The organism is Microvirga sp. RSM25 (genome assembly GCF_044784385.1).
Classification (GTDB): domain Bacteria; phylum Pseudomonadota; class Alphaproteobacteria; order Rhizobiales; family Beijerinckiaceae; genus Microvirga; species Microvirga tunisiensis.
In genome coordinates this window covers 1401067-1420445 of record NZ_CP173039.1, presented here as the reverse complement: position 1 = coordinate 1420445, position 19379 = coordinate 1401067, and the positions used below count along the sequence as shown (strand labels likewise).

18 protein-coding genes are annotated in these 19379 nt (G+C 61.6%); 11 read left to right on the top strand and 7 right to left on the bottom strand.

The features are described from left to right. Positions 1–9 precede the first annotated feature (9 nt). The gene (locus ACD578_RS06865; protein ID WP_404291950.1) at positions 10–897 is read left to right on the top strand and encodes an NAD(P)-dependent oxidoreductase; all 888 of its coding nucleotides are present in this window, start codon (positions 10–12) and stop codon (positions 895–897) included. Positions 898–1000: 103 nt separating this feature from the next. On the opposite strand, the gene ACD578_RS06860 is transcribed toward ACD578_RS06865, so the two are convergent. Continuing rightward, entirely contained in the window at positions 1001–1390 is a 390-nt protein-coding gene (locus ACD578_RS06860) for a hypothetical protein (RefSeq protein ID WP_404291949.1), read from the bottom strand. A 271-nt stretch (positions 1391–1661) separates the two neighbouring features. Next, positions 1662–1955, bottom strand: a complete 294-nt coding sequence (locus ACD578_RS06855) for a hypothetical protein (protein WP_404286154.1) — start codon at positions 1953–1955, stop codon at positions 1662–1664. Between the two features lie 378 nt (positions 1956–2333). On the opposite strand from ACD578_RS06855, the gene ACD578_RS06850 reads away from it, so the two are divergent. The 7 genes from ACD578_RS06850 (at position 2334) to ACD578_RS06820 (ending at position 9428) form a co-directional block, all read left to right on the top strand. Continuing rightward, positions 2334–3854 carry an ABC transporter substrate-binding protein gene (locus ACD578_RS06850; protein ID WP_404291948.1) on the top strand — a complete coding sequence of 507 codons (1521 nt, stop codon included), beginning with the start codon at positions 2334–2336 and terminating at the stop codon, positions 3852–3854. A 66-nt stretch (positions 3855–3920) separates the two neighbouring features. After that, the gene (locus ACD578_RS06845) at positions 3921–4862 is read left to right on the top strand and encodes an ABC transporter permease (RefSeq protein ID WP_404291947.1); all 942 of its coding nucleotides are present in this window, start codon (positions 3921–3923) and stop codon (positions 4860–4862) included. Beyond that, the gene (locus tag ACD578_RS06840) at positions 4862–5725 is read left to right on the top strand and encodes an ABC transporter permease (protein ID WP_404291946.1); all 864 of its coding nucleotides are present in this window, start codon (positions 4862–4864) and stop codon (positions 5723–5725) included. The genes ACD578_RS06845 and ACD578_RS06840 overlap by 1 nt, the downstream gene beginning before the upstream one ends. Before the next feature lie 4 nt (positions 5726–5729). Beyond that, a complete protein-coding gene (locus ACD578_RS06835) occupies positions 5730–6953 on the top strand; it encodes an amidohydrolase/deacetylase family metallohydrolase (protein WP_404291945.1) in 1224 nt (407 codons plus the stop codon). Continuing rightward, positions 6950–7963 carry an ABC transporter ATP-binding protein gene (locus tag ACD578_RS06830; RefSeq protein ID WP_404291944.1) on the top strand — a complete coding sequence of 338 codons (1014 nt, stop codon included), beginning with the start codon at positions 6950–6952 and terminating at the stop codon, positions 7961–7963. Before ACD578_RS06835 ends, ACD578_RS06830 begins: the two co-directional genes overlap by 4 nt. Then, on the top strand, positions 7960–8943 hold the full coding sequence (locus ACD578_RS06825; protein WP_404291943.1) for an ABC transporter ATP-binding protein: 984 nt from the start codon (positions 7960–7962) through the stop codon (positions 8941–8943). The genes ACD578_RS06830 and ACD578_RS06825 overlap by 4 nt, the downstream gene beginning before the upstream one ends. Further along, on the top strand, positions 8940–9428 hold the full coding sequence (locus ACD578_RS06820) for a RidA family protein (RefSeq protein ID WP_404291942.1): 489 nt from the start codon (positions 8940–8942) through the stop codon (positions 9426–9428). Before ACD578_RS06825 ends, ACD578_RS06820 begins: the two co-directional genes overlap by 4 nt. A 20-nt stretch (positions 9429–9448) precedes the next feature. Here ACD578_RS06820 and ACD578_RS06815 read toward each other — a convergent pair whose 3' ends face one another. After that, on the bottom strand, positions 9449–10255 hold the full coding sequence (locus ACD578_RS06815; protein WP_404291941.1) for an IclR family transcriptional regulator: 807 nt from the start codon (positions 10253–10255) through the stop codon (positions 9449–9451). A 127-nt stretch (positions 10256–10382) separates the two neighbouring features. Here ACD578_RS06815 and ACD578_RS06810 point away from each other — a divergent pair, with 127 nt between their 5' ends. Then, the gene (locus tag ACD578_RS06810) at positions 10383–11582 is read left to right on the top strand and encodes an aminotransferase class V-fold PLP-dependent enzyme (protein WP_404291940.1); all 1200 of its coding nucleotides are present in this window, start codon (positions 10383–10385) and stop codon (positions 11580–11582) included. Between the two features lie 419 nt (positions 11583–12001). Beyond that, positions 12002–13495 (top strand): tetratricopeptide repeat protein, encoded by a 1494-nt coding sequence (locus ACD578_RS06805; protein ID WP_404291939.1) that lies wholly within the window; start codon positions 12002–12004, stop codon positions 13493–13495. Positions 13496–13553: 58 nt separating this feature from the next. Here the strand turns inward: ACD578_RS06805 and ACD578_RS06800 are convergent, their stop codons facing one another. Together ACD578_RS06800 and ACD578_RS06795 are read right to left on the bottom strand one after the other, a co-directional pair. Further along, positions 13554–13799: a hypothetical protein gene (locus ACD578_RS06800; protein WP_404291938.1), complete on the bottom strand. Its 246-nt coding sequence runs from the start codon at positions 13797–13799 to the stop codon at positions 13554–13556. Then, on the bottom strand, positions 13796–14542 hold the full coding sequence (locus tag ACD578_RS06795) for a Crp/Fnr family transcriptional regulator (RefSeq protein WP_404291937.1): 747 nt from the start codon (positions 14540–14542) through the stop codon (positions 13796–13798). The genes ACD578_RS06800 and ACD578_RS06795 overlap by 4 nt, the downstream gene beginning before the upstream one ends. Before the next feature lie 352 nt (positions 14543–14894). On the opposite strand from ACD578_RS06795, the gene ACD578_RS06790 reads away from it, so the two are divergent. After that, complete coding sequence (locus ACD578_RS06790) at positions 14895–15152, top strand: hypothetical protein (protein WP_404291936.1); 258 nt, start codon at positions 14895–14897, stop codon at positions 15150–15152. 278 nt (positions 15153–15430) lie between these two features. Here the strand turns inward: ACD578_RS06790 and ACD578_RS06785 are convergent, their stop codons facing one another. Together ACD578_RS06785 and ACD578_RS06780 are read right to left on the bottom strand one after the other, a co-directional pair. Continuing rightward, on the bottom strand, positions 15431–17854 hold the full coding sequence (locus ACD578_RS06785; RefSeq protein ID WP_404291935.1) for a penicillin acylase family protein: 2424 nt from the start codon (positions 17852–17854) through the stop codon (positions 15431–15433). A 404-nt stretch (positions 17855–18258) separates the two neighbouring features. Further along, the gene (locus tag ACD578_RS06780; RefSeq protein ID WP_404291934.1) at positions 18259–19335 is read right to left on the bottom strand and encodes a tartrate dehydrogenase; all 1077 of its coding nucleotides are present in this window, start codon (positions 19333–19335) and stop codon (positions 18259–18261) included. Positions 19336–19379: the final 44 nt, after the last annotated feature.

Sequence of the window (19379 nt, the reverse complement as noted above, 5' to 3'; positions counted from 1 at the left end):
CCGCGAAGGATGAACGAAATGATCCGCGTTGCATTTGTCGGCCTTGGCGCCATGGGACTGCCGATGGCATCGAACCTGCTCGGGAAAGGGTTCAAGGTCACCGGGTTCGATCTGAGCGCCAATGCCCTCAACGCGCTCGAGGATGCCGGAGGGAAGCGCGCGGGAAGCGCGAGTGAAGCGGCAACCGAGGCGGATGCCCTGATCCTGATGGTGGTGAACGCGGCACAGGCCGAGGCCGTGCTCTTCGAAAGCGGCGCTTTGGAGAAGCTGCGCGAGAACGGCGTGGTCGTCCTGATGGCAACCTGTCCTCCGGCAGCGGTGGAAGCCATCGAAGAGCGGGTGCGTCGGGCCGGAAGGCGTCTGATCGACGCTCCCGTCTCGGGCGGAGTCGCGGGTGCCAAGGCGGCAACGCTGACGATCATGGCGGCCGGGCCCCGCGACACGTTCGAGGTCGTAAAACCGGTCTTCGACGCAATGGGCGACAAGGTTTTTCATGTTGGTGAGCGCCCGGGCCAAGGCGCGATGGTCAAGACCGTCAATCAACTCCTCTGCGGTGTGCACATTGCCGTTGTCGCGGAGGCTTTCGCCCTGGCCTCAAAGGTCGGCGTCGATCTCAATATCCTTCTGCAGATCATGAGCGGGTCCGCCGCCTCAAGTTGGATGCTCAAAGACCGCGGACCGCGCATGCTTCAGTCGGCTCCCGAGGTCACCAGCGCAGTCGACATCTTCGTGAAGGATCTCGGCATCGTTCTCGATGCGGGCCGGGACACGAAGGCGGCGCTTCCCCTGGCCGCTGCGGCCCATCAGATGTTCCTTGCAGCCTCCGGACGCGGCGACGGTCAGGAAGATGACAGCCAGGTCATCCGTTCTTATTTGGCCTTGAACGGAATCAAATAGCCGACGTCACCCTGCCGCGTTCCCGGGAGGTCGAGAATCAGGAGCGCCACGGGCTTTGGCAGCCGATGGCGCTCCGAGAATGACGCTCCGGGACGGCCGTGGGTTAGCCGAAGGGGAAAAGGCCGTCGACGTCGATGGCCGTGTTGACCGCCGTCTGATTGATCAGGTTGGTGGAGATCTGGAAGTTTAAGTCGGCAGAGCCGTCATAGCCGCCGGAATCCACCAGGGCATCGGGATCGTGGATGCTGGCCACCTGGGCCGACGCCGCGTCGCCGTCGAGCGCCGTGTTGACCGCCGTCTGATTGACCACGTTCGTGTCGAGCTGGACGTTGATCTCCGGCGAGCCGGAGGACCAGTCCCAGCTGTCTCCGGAATCGAAGATCGTATCGGGATCGTGGATGCTGGCCGCCTGGGCCGACGTTGCGCTGCCGCCCACGGCCGTATTGGCGACCGCTTGGTTGACGTCGTTTGTGGAAAACTGAAAATTCGGCATGAAATTACCTCTTCAAGTAGGCGTTGCTCTCAAGACCGCCCGAGCTACTCTCTCAGTCGGCGATCGATGAACCTTGAATGACTTTCGAGACTAGGGCTGTGAGTTGCGTCACAGCCGGACATCGCTCTCATTGACCGGGAATTTTCGAGAGAGGCTCGACGGCTTGCGCAGCGGAACCGTGCAGGACACGCGCAAAAGCCCTCTCAGGGTGCTGAGAGGGCTGGAGTGGAGCGCCACGGCTTACCGCGTGTGGCGCTCCGGGAGGAATGGGTTAGTAGTACACCGGGAAGTCGTGGCTGGCATCGACGAGGGTGTCGCCGTCCGAGATGGAGGCCACCTGGGCCGAAGTCGCGCTGCCGCCGAAGGACGTGTTGAAGGCGCTCTGGTCGATGGTGTTGAAGGACTGCTGGTCGTTGACCCCGCCGCCGAACCAGCTGCTGCCGGTGTCGAGCAGTGTATCGGGGTCGGAAATGTTGGCCAGCTGGGCCGAGGTCGCGCTGCCGCCGAAGGCGGTGTTGAAGACGTGCTGGTCGATGTCGTTTTCGGAGAACTGGAAATTTTCCATAATAGGGCCTCTTCAAGTTGGCGTTGCTCTCAAGACCGCCTGAGATGCTCTCTCTGTTGGCGATGATTGGACTTTGAACCACTTTGACCGACACCGCTGTGAAGCGCGTCACACATCCGAAATTCTTTCTGTTGTGAAACCGCCCAGGACAGGAACGGCCTGTCGCCAGGATCGAGCCCAGGGGCACCGAAAGCGATGCTGCGCTCTTCCAGACATGATCACGACACAGCTCGACCGGAATGAGCACGTCTCTGCTGAACGACAGTGTCCATCCAGCGGAGGCTACGCCTCTTCATCGCTATTGACCTTGGACCCTTGCTCGCTCACTATGACATAACTAGAGCAAATAATACATAATTATAGAACAAGAGGGTAACTATGAGGATCAGAGAAGCATTACTAACCGGCTTGGCGATACTTGCATCGGGTCCGGCTCTCGCTCAGTCAGGTGGCATCATCAACGTGGCAACGATCGGCGAGCCGCCGACGCTTGACCCTATGGTCTCGACGGCAGACCTGGTTGGGATCGTCACTCAGCATTTCTTTGAGACCCTGTTCACCTTCGACAAGGATTGGAAGGTCACGCCTCTCCTGGCGGCGTCGCTTCCCGAGGTCGCCGAGGGCGGCAAGATCTACACGATCAAGCTGCGCCCGGGCATCAAGTTCCACGACGGTTCGGACATGACGTCCGAGGACGTCGTCGCCTCTCTCAAGCGCTGGATGGAGCAGGCGTCCCGCGGCAAGCAGGTCGCCGGCAATGTCGACAAGCTGGAAGCTGTCGATCCGTCGACCGTGCGCCTCACCCTGAAGACCCCCTATGCTCCGCTCCTGGCGCTCCTGTCCTTCAACAACTCCGCTGCGGTGATCATGCCATCGGAGAAGATGGACGTTCCGATGAAGGAGCCGGTCGGTACGGGCCCTTACAAGCTGAAGGAGCGCAAACCCGATCAGTACATCCAGCTTGTACGCAACGACTCCTATAAGCCTCTCGAAGGCGCCGGGAACGGTTATGGCGGCGCACGCAAGCCGATCCTCGACGAGATCCGGTTCGTGCCGGTTCCGGATCCGAATACGCGTGTCGAAGGGGCGATTTCCGGGCAGTTCGATTACGTGGATTCCATCCCGGTCGAATCCTACGACCGCATCAAGAACGTCCAGACTTCGAAACCGGTCGTTCTCAAGCCGTTCGGCTGGCCCGTCTTCGTGATGAACACGAAGCAGGGCGTGATGGCCAATGCCGACTCCCGCATGGCCGTGCGTCTCGCGCTGAGCATGGAAGACATGCTGGCTGCGGCCTTCGGCAATCCCGAGTTCTATTCGCTCGACGGGGCCATGTATCCCAAGGGCTATGTGTGGAACACGACGGCAGGTGTGGAAGGCAAGTACAATGTCGCCGATCCGGACAAGGCCAAGGCGCTTCTGAAGAAAGCCAACTACGGCGGCGCGCCGCTGCGCATCCTCACCAGCCGGCAGTACGAGTTCCATTACAAGATGGCCCAGGTGGCGGCAGAGTACCTCAAGCAGGCTGGCTTCACGGTCGATCTGCAGGTGGTCGACTGGGCAACGCTGACCCAGCGGCGCGGCGATCCGGCTCTGTGGGACATCTATATCACCCACAGCCCGTTCCTTCCGGAACCCGCCCTCATCGGCCAGCTCTCCGAGAGTTCGCCCGGCTGGTGGTCGAGCCCCGCCCGCTCGAAGGCGGTCGATGCCTTCAACACGGAGAGCGATCCGGCGAAGCGCCCTGCCCTCTGGGCTGAAGTTCAGAAGGTCATCTACGACGAAACCCCCAGCATCAAGATCGGCGACTTCAATGCCCTGTCGGCACAGTCTCCCAAGCTGGAAGGTGTCGTGCCGGCGCCCTGGCCTTACTTCTGGAACGTGACGGTGAAGAAGTAAGCGCACGGCAAGCTGGGGAGCGCTCCTCTCCGCGCTCCCCGAACACTCCTTTATGCGGATCGACGCATGAGCCAATACATCCTTCAACGTTTGCTCGGCATGCTGGTCGTGATGTTCGTGGTCGTCACGATCGTGTTCATCATCGTCCGCATCGCCCCCGGCGACCCTGCCGCCGTGATGCTCGGGCCGGATGCGACGGCTCAGGACATCGCAATACTGCGCACGCGCCTCGGTCTCGATCAGCCGCTCATCGTTCAATATGGCATCTTCTTCGGTCAGCTTTTGCGGGGTGATCTGGGCGAATCCATCTTTCTGAACCGTCCTGTCTTGTCTGCTTTGGCAGACCGGGCCGAGCCGACCTTCTTTCTGACGCTGTTCTCCATCCTCATCGCAGCGCTGATCGCCATCCCGGTCGGCGTCCTGTCGGCCTACTGGCGCGGCTCTCTCTTCGATCAGGCCTCCACGACCCTGGCCATGCTCGCGGCGTCCGTGCCGAGCTTCTGGCTCGGTCTGCTGCTGATCCAATTCTTCGCCGTGCGACTCGGAATCTTTCCGGTCTCGGGATATGGCGGCCCCGGCGCCGGGCTAGGGACGCGCCTATCCCATCTCGTTCTTCCCGCGTTCTCCCTCGGCATCGTGTCGTCGGCCCTGATCCTGCGTTTCACGCGGGCGAGCATGCTCGACGTTCTGAACGACGATTACGTCCGTACCGCCCGCTCCAAGGGGATGAGCGAATTCCGGGTCGTCATGAAGCACGCCTTCAAGAATGCGCTCATCCCGGTATTGACAGTGATCGGCCTGACGGCTGCGCTTCTCGTGTCCGGTGCCGTCGTGACGGAGACCGTGTTCGGCCTTCCCGGCGTCGGCAACCTTGTTGTCTCGGCCGTGTTGCGCCGCGATTATCCTGTCATCCAGGGTGCCCTCCTGATCGTAGCGGCGCTCTACGTTCTCATCAACTTCCTGATCGACATGCTCTACCTGCTCATCGACCCGCGGGTGCGTTACTGATGGCTGCGGTCAGCTCCCCTGCCATCATCGAAGCGAGCTTCGTCTCGCGGCTGGTGACCCGCAAAACCGTCATATTCGGCCTTCTCATCCTCGTGATCGTCGCGGCACTGGCGATCCTGGCGCCGTTGATTGCGCCCTACTCGCCGAGCCGTCTCTCCGTAGTGAACCGGCTCAAGCCGCCGAGCAGCATCTACTGGTTCGGAACGGATGAATTCGGCCGGGACGTGTTCAGCCGCACCATCTATGCGGGCCGGCTTTCGCTGCTCGTCGGCGTCTCGGTCGTGACTTTCGCAGCCGTTTTTGGCGTGACGCTCGGCCTCGTTGCCGGCTTCTTCCGCCGTCTCGACATGCCGATTGCCCGCATCATCGATGCCATGATGGCCTTCCCGGACATTCTCCTGGCGATTGCGCTCGTCGCTGCCCTCGGTCCGTCCCTCATCACCGTCATCGTGGCTCTCGGCATCGTCTACACACCGCGCCTTGCCCGTATCGTACGAGCCTCCACGCTCGTCATCCGTGAACTGCCTTATGTCGAAGCGGCCCGTGCACTGGGAGTGCCGACCTGGCGCATCATGTCCCGGCACGTGCTGCGCAACCTCGTGTCTCCCATTCTCGTGCAGGGCACCTTCATCTTTGCCTATGCCATGCTGGCGGAAGCGGGGCTGTCTTTCCTCGGTCTCGGCGTAAGCCCCGAGGTGCCGACCTGGGGAACGATGATTGCGGCCGGACGGCAATATATCGGACAGGCCGACTGGATGACGCTGTTTCCCGGCATTGCCATCATCCTATCCGTTCTTTCACTTCAAATGGTCGGCGACGGCTTCCGGGATCTTCTCGATCCGCGCCTGAGAAAGGATCTTTGATCTCATGACTTTTCACGCAGAAGCGTCGCCTCTTCTGATCTCGGGCGTGAAGCCAGTCGGCTTCGGCAGAGGCGTGTCTCAGGAAGCCACCGATATTCTGATCGGCGGCGACGGGAAGATTGCCGGCGTCGGCAACTCGCTCCAGGCGCCGGACGGTGCCCGCCGCATCGATGCCAAAGGGGCTTACGTCTCACCCGGCTGGGTCGATCTCCATGCCCATGTCTGGCACGGAGGCACCGATATCTCGATCAAGCCGCAGGTCTGCGGCATCGAGCGGGGCGTGACGACCATCGTGGACGCCGGCTCGGCCGGCGAGGCCAATTTCCACGGCTTCCGCGAGTACATCATCGAACCGGCCAAGGAGCGCATCAAGGCCTTCCTCAATATCGGCTCGATCGGTCTTGTCGCCTGCAACCGCGTCAGCGAGCTGATCGACATGCGGTCCATCGATATCGACCGCACCATTGCCTGCGTCGAAGCCAACCGTGACATCATTATCGGCATCAAGGTGCGGGCGAGCGGCGTGATCGTCGGCGCCTGGGGCATCACGCCCGTGAAGATCGCCAAGAAGGTCGCCAAGATCCTGAAGCTGCCGCTGATGGTGCATGTGGGCGAACCGCCTCCGGTCTTCGACGAGGTTCTCGAGATCCTCGGGCCCGGCGACGTGGTGACCCACTGCTTCAACGGCAAGGCCGCAGCGAACATCATGGAGGACGAGGACCTGTTCCTGCTGGCGCAACGCTGCGCCAAGGACGGGATCCGCCTCGACGTCGGTCATGGCGGCGCATCGTTCTCGTTCAAGGTGGCCGAACTCGCCATTCAGCGCGGCCTCCTGCCCTTCTCGATCTCGACCGACCTGCACGCGCGCTCCCTCGACAATCCTGTCTGGGACATGGGCACGACCATGTCGAAGCTTCTCTCCGTCGGCATGCCGTTCGAGGCCGTCATCGACGCTTCGACACGGGCGCCGATGGAAGTGATCGGTCTCCCGACCGAGAACCTTCTCTCTCCCGGCACACGGGCCGAGTTCACTGTGTTCGAGGTCAACGACAGCGATCTCCGGATCGTCGATTCCATGGGCTACAACGCGCACCTGCCGCGCCTGATCGAACCCGTCTGGACCATCCTCGGACAGGAGGCCATCAAGGCCAGTCGCTACGTCCCGCCCCGGAAGTCCGCCCTGGAGAGTTCCGCCTGTCCGCATTGCGGGTGGATCAACGCCCGATGACGGAATTGCCCGACGATACCGTGCTCAAGGTCTCGGACCTGCGCACTCACTTCGAGCTCGGCAGCCGTGTCGCCAAGTCGGTCGATGGCGTGAGCTTCGACGTGAAGCGCGGAGAGACGGTCGCGGTCGTCGGCGAGTCCGGCTCGGGCAAATCCGTCACCAGCCTGTCGATCATGCGACTTCTCTCGCCTCCGGGCCGGATCGTCGGAGGCAACATCCTCTACCGCACGAGCCAGGGTCAGGTGATCGACATTGCGGCCCTGCCGGAGAGGAAGATGCGCGCGATCCGCGGCCGGGAGATCGCCATGATCTTTCAGGAGCCGATGACGAGCCTCAACCCTCTTTATACGGTGGGCGACCAGATTGTGGAGATGATCAGGCTTCACGAGCCGCTCTCGACAGCCGAGGCCCGCCAACGGGCGAAGCAGATGCTGGATCTGGTCGAGATTCCGGCATCCGCCCGCAGGCTGGATGAATACCCGCATCAGATGTCGGGCGGCATGCGCCAGCGCGTGATGATCGCCCTGGCTCTGTCCTGCAATCCGAACCTTCTGATCGCGGACGAGCCCACGACTGCCCTCGACGTGACCATTCAGGCACAGATCCTCGATCTGCTCCGCAGGCTGCAGCGCGAAATCGGCATGAGCATCCTGTTCGTCACGCACAATCTCGGCGTGGTGGCGGAGATCGCTCACGACGTCGTGGTCATGTATACGGGCCGCGTGGTCGAGAAGAGCTCGGTCGCCAGCCTCTTCGAGCACCAGAAGCATCCCTATACGCGCGGTCTTCTGGCCTGCATCCCGAACGCATCGCGGGATCGCAATGCCGCCGGCGAGAGGCTGCGCCTCAATCCTATCCCGGGCAATGTGCCCGCTGTGACCGCACTCCCGCCGGGATGCAGCTTCGCCCCACGCTGCCCCTATCGCATCCCGCATTGCGACGAGGCGCCGCCGTTGATGACGGCGGGGCCCTCCCATCTCAGCCGGTGCTGGAGGCATGAAGCCCTATGAGCGCAGAAACTCTCCTGAGCGTCCAGGGGCTCACCAAGCAGTTCCAGACCCGCAACGGCACGGTCAAGGCCGTCGACGGCGTCAGCTTCGACGTGAAGCGCGGAACCATCGTGGGTCTCGTCGGCGAGTCCGGATCGGGCAAGACCACCGCCGGCCGCTGCACCCTCCGCCTCGTCGAGCCTGACGAAGGACGGATCCTTTTCGACGGTGTCGACCTGCGCACATTGCGGGAACGGGAGATGCGGGACTATCGGAGCCGGCTCCAGATCATTTTCCAGGACCCCTATTCGAGCCTCAATCCCCGCCTTCGCGTCGATCAGATCATCGGTGAGGCGCTGGATATCCATCGGCCCGTCAAGGGCAGCGCCCGGCGGGACCGGATCGCAGAACTGCTGCAGAGAGTGGGTCTCAATCCGGATGCCGCGCGCCGCTTCCCGCATGAATTCTCAGGCGGGCAGAGGCAGCGCATCGGCATCGCCCGTGCCCTGGCGGTGGAGCCGGACTTCATCGTGGCGGATGAGCCGGTCTCTGCTCTCGATGTCTCGGTGCAGGCCCAGGTCCTCAACCTGATCCAGGATCTGCAGCAGGATTTCGGCCTGACGATGCTCTTCATCGCTCACGACCTGTCGGTGGTCGAATACCTCTGCGACGAGGTCGTCGTCATGTATCTGGGGCGTGTCATGGAGCGCGGTCCCGGCCGCGAGATCTATGCGATGCCGCGCCACCCCTATACGCAGGCGCTTCTCTCGGCTGCTCCGATACCGGACCCGAACGCGAGCCGACAGCGGATCGTTTTGAAAGGCGATATTCCGAGCCCCCTCAATCCGCCATCCGGTTGCGTCTTCCGGACACGCTGCCGTTACGCCGTCGAGGCTTGTGCCGAGATCGTTCCGCCTCTGGAGGACGTCGGCTCGAACCATCACGTCGCCTGCATTCGCCACGGCGACCCTGAAGTTATTTCTCAAGGACTGACATTGTGAACGAAGTTCAATATCTGACTGGGTCGAACCCTTACGAGCGCCTGAAAGAACTGGGCCTCGCGCTGCCGAAGCCTCCGAGTCCGATCGCCAACTTCGTGACCCACGTTCAAGAAGGCAACCTTCTGTTCCTGTCGGGCCAAGGACCGCAGGAGGCGAATGGCTACCTTCATACCGGCAAGGTCGGCCGCGACGTCGATGTGGACAAGGCCTATGAACACGCCAAGCTGACAGGTATCAATCTGCTCGCCGTCATGCAGGATGCGCTGGGTGACTTGTCCCGCGTGAAACGCGTCGTGAAGCTCCTCGGCATGGTGAACGCGGTACCCGACTTCGGCGAGCATCCCAAGGTGATCAACGGATGCTCCGATCTCATGATGGCCGTTTTCGGAGAGGCCGGGCGCCACGCCCGCTCTGCCGTCGGCTTCGGGTCCCTGCCCAACAACATCACGGTCGAGATCGAAGCCATCATCGCTCTCGCGGAATGAGGCGTTCCTTCATGCCTGGATCAGCGCCAGCCCAACGTTGCCTCGATCCTTTCGGCGGCCTTGCGGACAGCATTGGTGTAGCGGTCACGATCCTGCACGACCCGATGCTCCGGCAGCACGATGGAAATCGTCGCAAGACACTCTCCGGACGGCTGGCAGATCGGCGAAGCGATGCAGGCCACGGAGAAATCCGACTCGTTGATTTGGATCGACAGGCGTTCCCGCAGGGCATTCGCAGAAGCTTCGGAAAGTGCCTCCGGGTTCGTATTGGCACGCCCTGTGGGCGACACCTTCGAAGCGTGCCTGAAGATCTCCAGCCGCTCCTTGTCAGGAAGATGCCCGAGAAGAAGGCGGCCCGAGGCCGTCCAGTTCAGGGGCACGCGCGAACCGATCTTCGACGTGATCCGGAAATGCCCAGGTCCGTCCGCCATGGCCATCACGACCATATGGTCTCCGTCCCGCCCGCAGATCTGAATGGTTTCCTCCACCTCCCGGCACAGATCCTGCATCTCATGCGTGGCAACGTTCAGGAAGTCGAGAGATTCGGCATAAGCCAAACCGTAGTGATAAAGGCGCGGTCCGAGCCAGACCGTGCCATCGCTGCGCCGCTGCAGAAGCCTCTTCTCGACCAGATCCTCGATGATCACGTAGACCGTCGAGAGAGGCGCCCCGACAGCCTTGGCTACCGCATAGGCACCGACCGGTTTCATTTCCGCCTGGAGGAAATCCAGGATCTGCAAGGCACGATCGATACCGCTGACGCGCGCGCCGCGGCTGCGCTTCTCGGGTGCGGCAGCATTCACGGCTTCAGGAAACTTGGTGTCCACTGGATCTTCTCCCGGATCTTCAGAAACTGCGGCCCGCCGTCAGGACTGGCAGCATCCCCTCGCGCGCTTCCTCAATAATGGAACATACGCCATTCCGGCAACATAAAACATAGAGACAAAGAGCCCCATGACCCAGACAGACATCCGCTCGGACCTTGGCCTTCGCCCCATCATCAACGTATCGGGCACCATGACCTCGCTCGGTGCATCCATCGTCGTGCCCGAAGCGGTCGCCGCTGTCTCGGCGATCCTTCCGCAATTCGTCGAGATCGGCGATCTTCAGAAGAAGGCCAGCCGCGTGATCGCGCGCCTCTGCGGCACCGAAGCCGGCTTCGTGACGGCATCCTGCTCGGCGGGGATTACACTTGCTGTTGCGGGAGCCATGACCGGTTGCGATCTTGCTGCAGTCGAGCGCCTTCCCAATACGGAAGATCTCAAGAACGAGGTGCTGCTGATGACCGGTCACATGGTCAGCTACGGCGCACCGGTCGAGCAGGGCATCCGCCTCGCGGGCGCGAAGGTCGTGCCGGTGGGTCAGGCCACCTCGGCCTATGGCTACCAACTCAATGGCGCCATCAATGAACGGACGGCCGCTGCGGTTTACGTCGTATCGCACCACACGGTGCAGTACGGTCTGATCCCGCTCAAGGAATTCGTCGAGATCTGCCATGCGCGGGGCGTGCCGGTGATCGTGGACGCGGCCTCGGAATACGACCTGACGGGGTTCCTGGCCGCCGGCGCCGACATCGCGCTCTATTCCTCCCATAAATTCCTCGGCGGCCTGACCGGCGGCATCGTGGCCGGCCGCACCGAGCTCGTTCGCGCCACCTACATGCAGAACATGGGCATCGGCCGCGGCATGAAGATCGGCAAAGAGGGCATTCTCGGCACCATCGCCGCACTCGAAGCCTGGGAGAAGCGGGACCATGCTGCTGTCCGCGATCGCGAGACGCGCTACTTGCAACTCTGGGAGCAGACTCTTTCCGGTCGTCCCGGCGTGACGCCGATCCGCGAGGCGGATCCGACCAACAACCCTCTCGATCGTCTCAAGGTCGCCATCGAGCCCAAGGGAGCCCACATCACAGCCTGGGATCTCGCCGACGCTCTCGCATCGGGGCGCACGCCGATCATCGTTCGCGACCACGAGGTCGAGCACGGCTATTTCTATCTCGACCCGTGCAATCTTCATCCGGGACAGGAAACCGTCGTCGCAGAACGGCTCGTCGAGGAACTGGAGAAGGCCCGGCAATCCAACGAGATCATTGCAACACCCCTCGAGGGGCGTCGCAGCCGGTCCTCTCAGGCGATCATGCGCTGGCCCGACTGATTGGGAGGCAATGGGGCCAGCCGTCCAGACCCAACCGGGTCCAGGGACTGGCTGGCCGTTCCTGACATCCCACCGGATTACCGAACTTGTAGCCCTTGCGGATGAGGCAGGCTGACAGGCGAAATCAACCGACGAACAAGAGCGGACAGGAGCATCGGATCCGCGCGATGCGCTCAATGAAGATCCGCTCACGTTACCAATGCCGAAATTCCGAAGAAGTCTGCCCGGTGCCCGGAGCCGACCTCCGGACCTGTTGTGGACAAGCGTCTGGACAATCTCCGCCCTTCCCATGAACAGGTGAAGGTATTCTCGGCCTCGGCAATACGACGCATCGATCGGCAAGGCCCAGAAAAGCTAGCTCGATTAATCCTGGAGCAGGTGATTTGGCTTCAGGTAGAAATGACATTCGGATCCTTTCCATGACGAACATCCAACTTCCTGACGTCAGCGTCACGATGGCGCTGGTGGCCAGCTTACAGGCGAACCTGCCGGACTTCGGCCGCATCGTCGATCAGTTCGGGCATCCGGCCCCCGCCTTGCGACAGCTCGGTCTCGTTCATTGGGAGAATGGACGGTTCGACACAGCCGCTCGGACGTTTGAAGCCGCGCTCTCTCTCAGGCCTGAAGATCCTGACCTCTGGCGCGATCTGGCAAGCGTCTATAGCGCTTCGGATCGCGACGAGCAGGCGCTGGCGGCGATACGGAAGTCCCTGGAAGTCGATCCGCACAGCGCTCAATCCTGGCAGACCCTCGCCAGTGTGGCAGACCGGCTGGACGACGTTGAGGCGGCCGAAGGCGCCTACCGCCGCACAATCGATCTGAATCCGAAAGCCGCCGCTGCCCATCTCGGGCTTGGCCTGCTGTTGTTCAGGAAAAAGAGCTACGCAGAGGCCTTGGCTGCCGTGCGGATGTCCGTTGATCTTGACCCCGTCAACGGCTTGGCTCATTTCGCTCTCGGCCACCTGTCCTTTATCGCATCCGATTTCGCGGGCTGCGCGAGAGCATTCGACGAAGCCGCTCGACTGACCCTGCCGCTCGATCCGCAAAGCAGGCAGAAGCGGGCGCGGGCTTTGACGTTTCAGGCCATGATCGAAGGCCGCGTCCAAGAAGCCCTTCAAAACTACGGCCAGATTGCAGGCGAGGATCGTGAGGATCTCGATGTCATCGCGCGAGATGCCTTTTCCGTTCTCAGCGCCTCCGGTCACCTCGAAGCGGCCGCCGAAATTGGACGGATGCGGCTTGCCGACAAGCCGGACGATCCAGTCCGGCGTTATCTGCTCGACGCCGTCCTCGGGCGGTCCATGACGGCCGCTCCCACGGAATATATCGAACGCTATTTTGATCAGTTTGCTCCGCAGTTCGACAGCAAACTGCTCGAGACGCTTCAATACAATGCCCCGAGCCGGATGGCGAAGCTTGTGGCCGGGCACCGGACCGACTTCCAGCAAATGCTCGACCTGGGCTGTGGCACCGGACTTGCAGCCGGGGAATTGCTGCCGTTCGGCCAGACTCTGATCGGGGTCGATCTGTCCTCGGGCATGCTGGCGGAGGCGGCAAAGCGCGGGGGATACACGGAACTCGTCAAGTCGGAGGCAATCGCCTATCTCGAGACGACACCAAACCGCTTCGATCTCATCTTCGCGGCGGATTCGCTGATCAATTTTGGCGAACTCGGGTCGCTTATGCGGGCCGTTGCCGAGGCCATGGTACAAGGGGGGCTGTTCGCCTTGAGCATTGAGGTTGCAGCACGGGAGGGTTTTACGCTGCAGCCCTCCGGTCGCTTTGCTCACTCTCTTGACTACCTCAAGGCGATGGCCACCGATTTCGTCATTATGGAAGCCGTGGAAGGCAACATTCGGCTTGAGGCAGGGCGGCCGGTGCCCGGTCTCTACGTCCTCATGGAGAGACGCTGACGAAGCATGGAATGGACGTCATTGAGCAGAAACAGCATTGGCACCTGGGGAGAGACACCTAACGCCCTTTGGCAAGGCGCTGGTTGATCCACGCCTGCGCCGCTTCCAAGTCGACGAAGGTGGGGTGGCTCGGTCCTTCCAGCGGGCCAAAACCCGCTTCCAGGTACCATTGGCCGGGAGCGATCTCATTCCTCTCGGAAAGATGGGTCAGCACCGCCACGAGCCGCTGCCCCTTGCCAAAGACCAGCATGCCCTCTTCATCGCTGCCGGTTGCAACGCGCACCGGCTGAAGCGTGAGGCTCATTTAGTGGCATCCTCCTGCTCAAGGTGCAGGTAGGTCGGATCGAAGTCGCCGACCTCCTTCAATCTTTCCCAATCGGGAATGGTCAGCCGGGTTCCCTTGGTCTGGATCAGACCATCGGCGCGCATAGCCTGAAACACGCGGTTGACGTGAACGGTCGTGATGCCGAGCGCATTGCCGAACTCGACCTGAGTGATCGGCAGATCGCAGGTGTGATCCTCGGCCAGTCCGACCGCGCGCAGGCGCACCAGCAGCTCACACAGGAGATGGGCAATCCGATCATAGGCTTCGCGCTGTCCGATGCTGGTCATCCAAGCTCGGAAGATGGCGGCATCCACGAGAGTGTTGCGCCAGAAGGCCTCTGTAATCCTGGGGTAGCGGCGGCACAGGTCGCGCAGGGCCTGATGGGTGATGAACCCGACGGTGCAGGGCTCGATCGTGGCGACACTGTTGTCCAACACCCTCAGGTGCAAGCTCTGCAGGTCGGGAATATCGCCGGGAATATGGAAGTTGACGATCTGGCGCTTGCCTTCGCCGGTCATTGTATAGGTGCAGGCAAAGCCGCTCAAAAGCAGGCAGCAGCGGGACGGTCGGTCGCCTATGCGTACGATGTCCTGGTCAGCCTTGATGGCGACAAGCTGCAGCGGCAAGTCGAGCAATGCCTGCCGCTCGTCGTCTGTGAGGGCAATGGCGCTTTCCAGCTTGCGGATGAGTGGATTATGCTCGCGATGGAAGGTTGAGTTCACGATCAGGCTCCCCTCATTGACAGGCGGGAGCACAAGAAACTCTCTGGCATCGGTGCCTATAGCTGTCTGCTGACGATGAACCATCCGTCACACAGATGCCAATTGCTGTCATTCAAGCAGGTTTGTTCTTCAGATTAATACAAATTAATGCATAATATTGATCTATGTTTTTCCTGCTGCGGTGGGCGCGAGACTAGGAAGAAGATCATCGTCTTCACAGGCGGCGTGTGTTAATAGTCAAGAACAACATATGTTAGTACCTAATCATAACATATCGAGTACGATATGATCTAGCTTTTTGGGTGTCCGGCCATCTGGCAACTGACCCTTCGCCCCAACCGAAGGCGAAGGCATGCCCCTCAACATCTCGTTCAAGCCCATCCCTGTCCTCATCGATGGTCACGACACCGACGGCAATCTCATCCTCTCAGATGGCCAGCTCACCGCCGTGATCGTCCGCCTCGACGGCGAAAGCCATGAGCCTGAGCATAAGGGGCTCTGGAACCTGGAAGCAGGGTTCGGCAAATGCGCCGTTCGGTATGCGCCTCTGTTCAAGACGCCCGAAGAGGCCGGAGCCTGGGTTGAGCAAACCCTGACGACGATCCTCTAGCTCCCACGATCCCATTTTGGAACGCTCGAGGACATTAGGGCGGCATGCACGGACTGAGGGTCATGCGGCAGCACCCTTTCTGACTTCATGCAGATCGGTCGGGTCGAACTTCCCGGCCGCCCTTCAGCCGGTCCCACCCATGGATTTTCGGCCGGGTTCCCGCCGTCTCGATCAGGCCAGCGGAGGCTCGCCCGATCGATCGATCGCATAGAAAAGGACCGGCCAATGGCCGGTCCTTCTCGCAGCTGGAAAATTTATTCTCTCCAACCAGATCGACCTTATGGGGTCAGTCGGAGGCGCTCACTCGCAGCCCTTTCCACGGCCTCCCGGGAATAGAGCAGCGGCACGTAATCGCCCGTCGCCCAGAGTGGTGCGAGATCACGGTAGTGCGGGCTGTAGGGATTGCCGGATTGGCCGGGTGTGTTGATCGCCCGGCTGTCGTCCCAGTTTCCGACATCGAGCACCATGCGGAACGATGCACCGGACGTCACCTTGAACGTGGACGTGTTGTAGCCCGCCGCATGAGGCACGTTGTTGCCGCCGCCCATCACGAGCGGTCCAACGGTCATCTGCGCCTGCGTCGCCTTGTCGGCGAGAGGCTTCAAGGCATGGTTGAACTCGGCCTGATGCAGGTTGCCCCACTTCCACTGCGCCATATCCTCGCCCAGCAGCTTGCCGACTTCATCCGCTGCAGAGGAAAGGCTCGTGAGCAGGATCTTGTCCCGGGCCGCAGACTGATCGGCCCCGAGAGCCTGGTCGGGTTTCTCCAGATAATCGACAATGGCCGAGAGACTGCCGTTGCCGATGATGGCGCGAGCCGCCTCCGGCGTTGTTGCGGCAACCGTTGCCCGGCCCAGATGCTTACCGGTCCAAACCTCGAAGAGCGCGGCCCCGGCACTGTCGGCGGCCTCCTTCGCGTCCCAGTTCTGCAGCAGCTCGAGAGCAGCCCGCTGCTTCGGATCCTCCGAACGAAGAGGCTTGAGCAGCACAATGAGCCTGCGTCCAAGCATGCTCGTGTCGTCGTTCTGCAGGTCCATGGCATCGGCCAACGTGAATTTAGGCTTTGCCTGGAGAACCTCGGTGATGCGCTGGAACCGCGCGGGGTCGGCCCATTGGTCGAAGCCGATTCTGCGCTCGTTCACCGGATAGTCGGGAGGAAGGTTGTTCTGGTTCGCGGTCGCGAAGAAGCCCTGAGAAGGATTGTACTCCTTCGGGAGGTCGGCCATGGGAATGAACCCGTCCCATTCATAGCGGCCATCCCCAGGCACCGGCATCAGGCCGTCGTAGCTGACCCTCCGGGGTGTCAGGCCGCCGGGGACCCAGCCAATGTTGCCGTCCGTATCGGCATAGACCTGGTTCTCGGATGGAGCCCCCCAGCGATTCATGGCCTCCAGGAAGCCGTTCCAGTTCTGGGCCGTCATGTAGTCCGACGAGCCGAAATAGGCGGAGGTGCCGGGATCGAACCAGACCGAACGCATGGCAAATGCCCGCTGCTTGGCGTCATCCCTCGACAGCAGAGGCCCATGGCGCGTGAAGAGCAGTTCGACATTGCGCGGCTGCTCGCCTTTAACCTCGATCGTCTCCCGCACGACCTTCATGTCCTCCCAGCCGTCACGGAACTTATACTGGTTGCGATTGCTCGGGTTCAGCTCGTAGACGTAGAGATCTTCCTGATCGATCCCGAAGATCGTCAGGCCGAATGCGATCTTCCCATTATGTCCGATCGAGATGCCCGGCAGCGCCGGCTCGCCCGCTCCGATCACGGACATCCCGGGTGCATTCAGATGCACGATGTAGCGGAGGGAGGGCACGCCATGAGCACGGTGCGGATCGTTCGCCAGGATCGGCCGGCCCGTTGCGGTTCGATTGCCTGCGACAACCCAGTTGTTGGATCCGATCCGGTCGATATTCGCCATCGCCTCGTTGAGAAAGTCCTCATGCGTGTCCAGTGAAGCTTTCTTCTGTGGCTGGGTGAATGAGACATCCTTCGTGCCGAGCTCGTAGTCGTTCAGGACGTCCTTGGGGATCGAGCACGGGTCGAGACCTGCCGGGACAGATGTCTGCCATTCGGGCTCGAACTTGGTGCGCAGGCGGTCGGCGTCGAGACCGGCCGCACACGCGACCTGAGCTCGCCGGACTTCGGACGCCACGTTGCGGGTCAGTCCATGGCTGCGGATGCGAACCACATCTTCCGGCTTCCACAAGTCGGGCTGCGTTCCAGCAATCTTGAACTCCACCGGAGCAGGGCGTGTGCCGTCCCGGACCTGCTGCACGAAAGCATTCACACCCTCGACGAAGGCTTCCGTATAGGTTTTGGCCTTGGGTCCGTAGGAGGCCCATTCCTTGTCCATGTCGCCGCGATAGAGGAACATGCGAGCGGCCCGGTCCTGATCCGCATAAGCGGGGCCGAAATCCTTCGCGAGCAAGCCGAGGCCACGCTTGCGCCAGAGGTCGATCTGCCAGAGTCGGTCGCGTGCAGCATTATAGCCCTGCATGAAGAAGGCATCGTGCTGATTTTCCGTGTAGATGTGCGGGATGCCCCAATGATCGACGATGATTTCAGCCGGAGCCTGGAGCCCCTTCGCCTGCTGCGATGTGGTCCGAACCGCACTCGACATGTCAGCGGAAGCTGGAATCGCCGTACTTGCGAGCAGAGCGCCCACATATGGCACCAGGCATGCGGTTCTGGTCAAAGCCCTCATCGAGTCTTCCTCCCTGAGTGAAACCGATCGTTCCCATTTTCTCCAGGATTGGAGTGGCGTTCGGGAATCAATCGAACCCGATGCTCGGTCCTTTGCCGGGTGGCGGACAATTGCATTTCCGACAGGGCAGATATCAGGATGATAGAGCTTGTCGCTCGCCGCTTCGGCGCTAGTTCTGCGTACTCCCAAATGGTGAAAGTCGTGGAACGACAGCCTGACCGGACGGGCATTGCAAGCATGGCAATGCGTATCAGGGCCGCGTTCGAGGACGCGAATCTCTCACTGCGCAAGGCCGCAGTCATTTAATTTATATCAGAGCTCGATCCCACCGAGGACTGCGCTCACCCACGCGAGCGCAGTCCTTGTTCAACTCCGGAAGGTGTACGGTTCCAGAGAACCTGCTCTCACGCATTGTCGCCGTGAATGGCGCCGATCACGGCGTCCGTGACCTGACGGGTCGTGGCCGAACCGCCGAGATCCGGCGTATGCAGCAATGGATCGGCAGTCACCCGCTCGATGGCTCGCATGAGACGCTCGGCGGCCGGTTTCTCGCCGAGATGCTCCAACATCATCGTGGCCGTCCAGAACGTACCCACCGGATTGGCGATGCCCTTGCCGGTGATATCGAAAGCCGAACCATGGATCGGCTCGAACATCGACGGGAACCTGCGCTCCGGGTTGAGGTTCGCCGTGGGCGCGATGCCGAGCGACCCCGCCAGCGCCGCCGCGAGATCCGACAGGATATCGGCATGCAGGTTGGTCGCCACGATGGTGTCGAGGCTCTGCGGTTTCAGCGTCATGCGCATGGTCATGGCATCGACCAGCATCTTGTCCCAGGTCACGTCGGGATAGTCTGCAGCCACTTCGGCGGCGATCTCGTCCCACATGACCATGCCATGACGCTGCGCATTCGACTTCGTCACCACGGTGAGAAGCTTGCGCGGACGCGATCGCGCCACCTCGAAGGCGAAGCGCATGATCCGCGTGACGCCGGCGCGGGTGAAGATCGAGACTTCCGTCGCCACCTCTTCCGGCAGACCGCGATGCGAGCGTCCGCCCTGGCCGGCGTATTCGCCTTCGGAATTCTCACGCACGATCACCCAATCGAGATCCTTTGCCGCCACGTTGCGAAGGGGCCCCTCGATTCCGGGCAGGATGCGCGTCGGGCGCACGTTCGCATACTGATCGAAAGGCTGGCAGATCGCGAGACGCAAGCCCCACAGCGTGACATGATCGGGAACATCGGGCGCACCGACGGCACCGAAATAGATCGCATCGAAACTCTTGAGAGTCTCGCGGCCGTTCTCCGGCATCATGACGCCATGCTTCTTGTAGTAGTCCGAGCCCCAGTCGAAGGCCTCGAACTCCAGCTTGAAGCCACCGTCGCGGGCAGCCAAAGCCTGAAGAACCTCGACTCCGGCCGCGATGACTTCCTTGCCGATTCCATCGCCGGGAATGGCTGCGATCTTATAGCTGTTCATGATTGCACCTGATTTGTGCGGCCGCCGGCGCGCGGCGGCCGAGG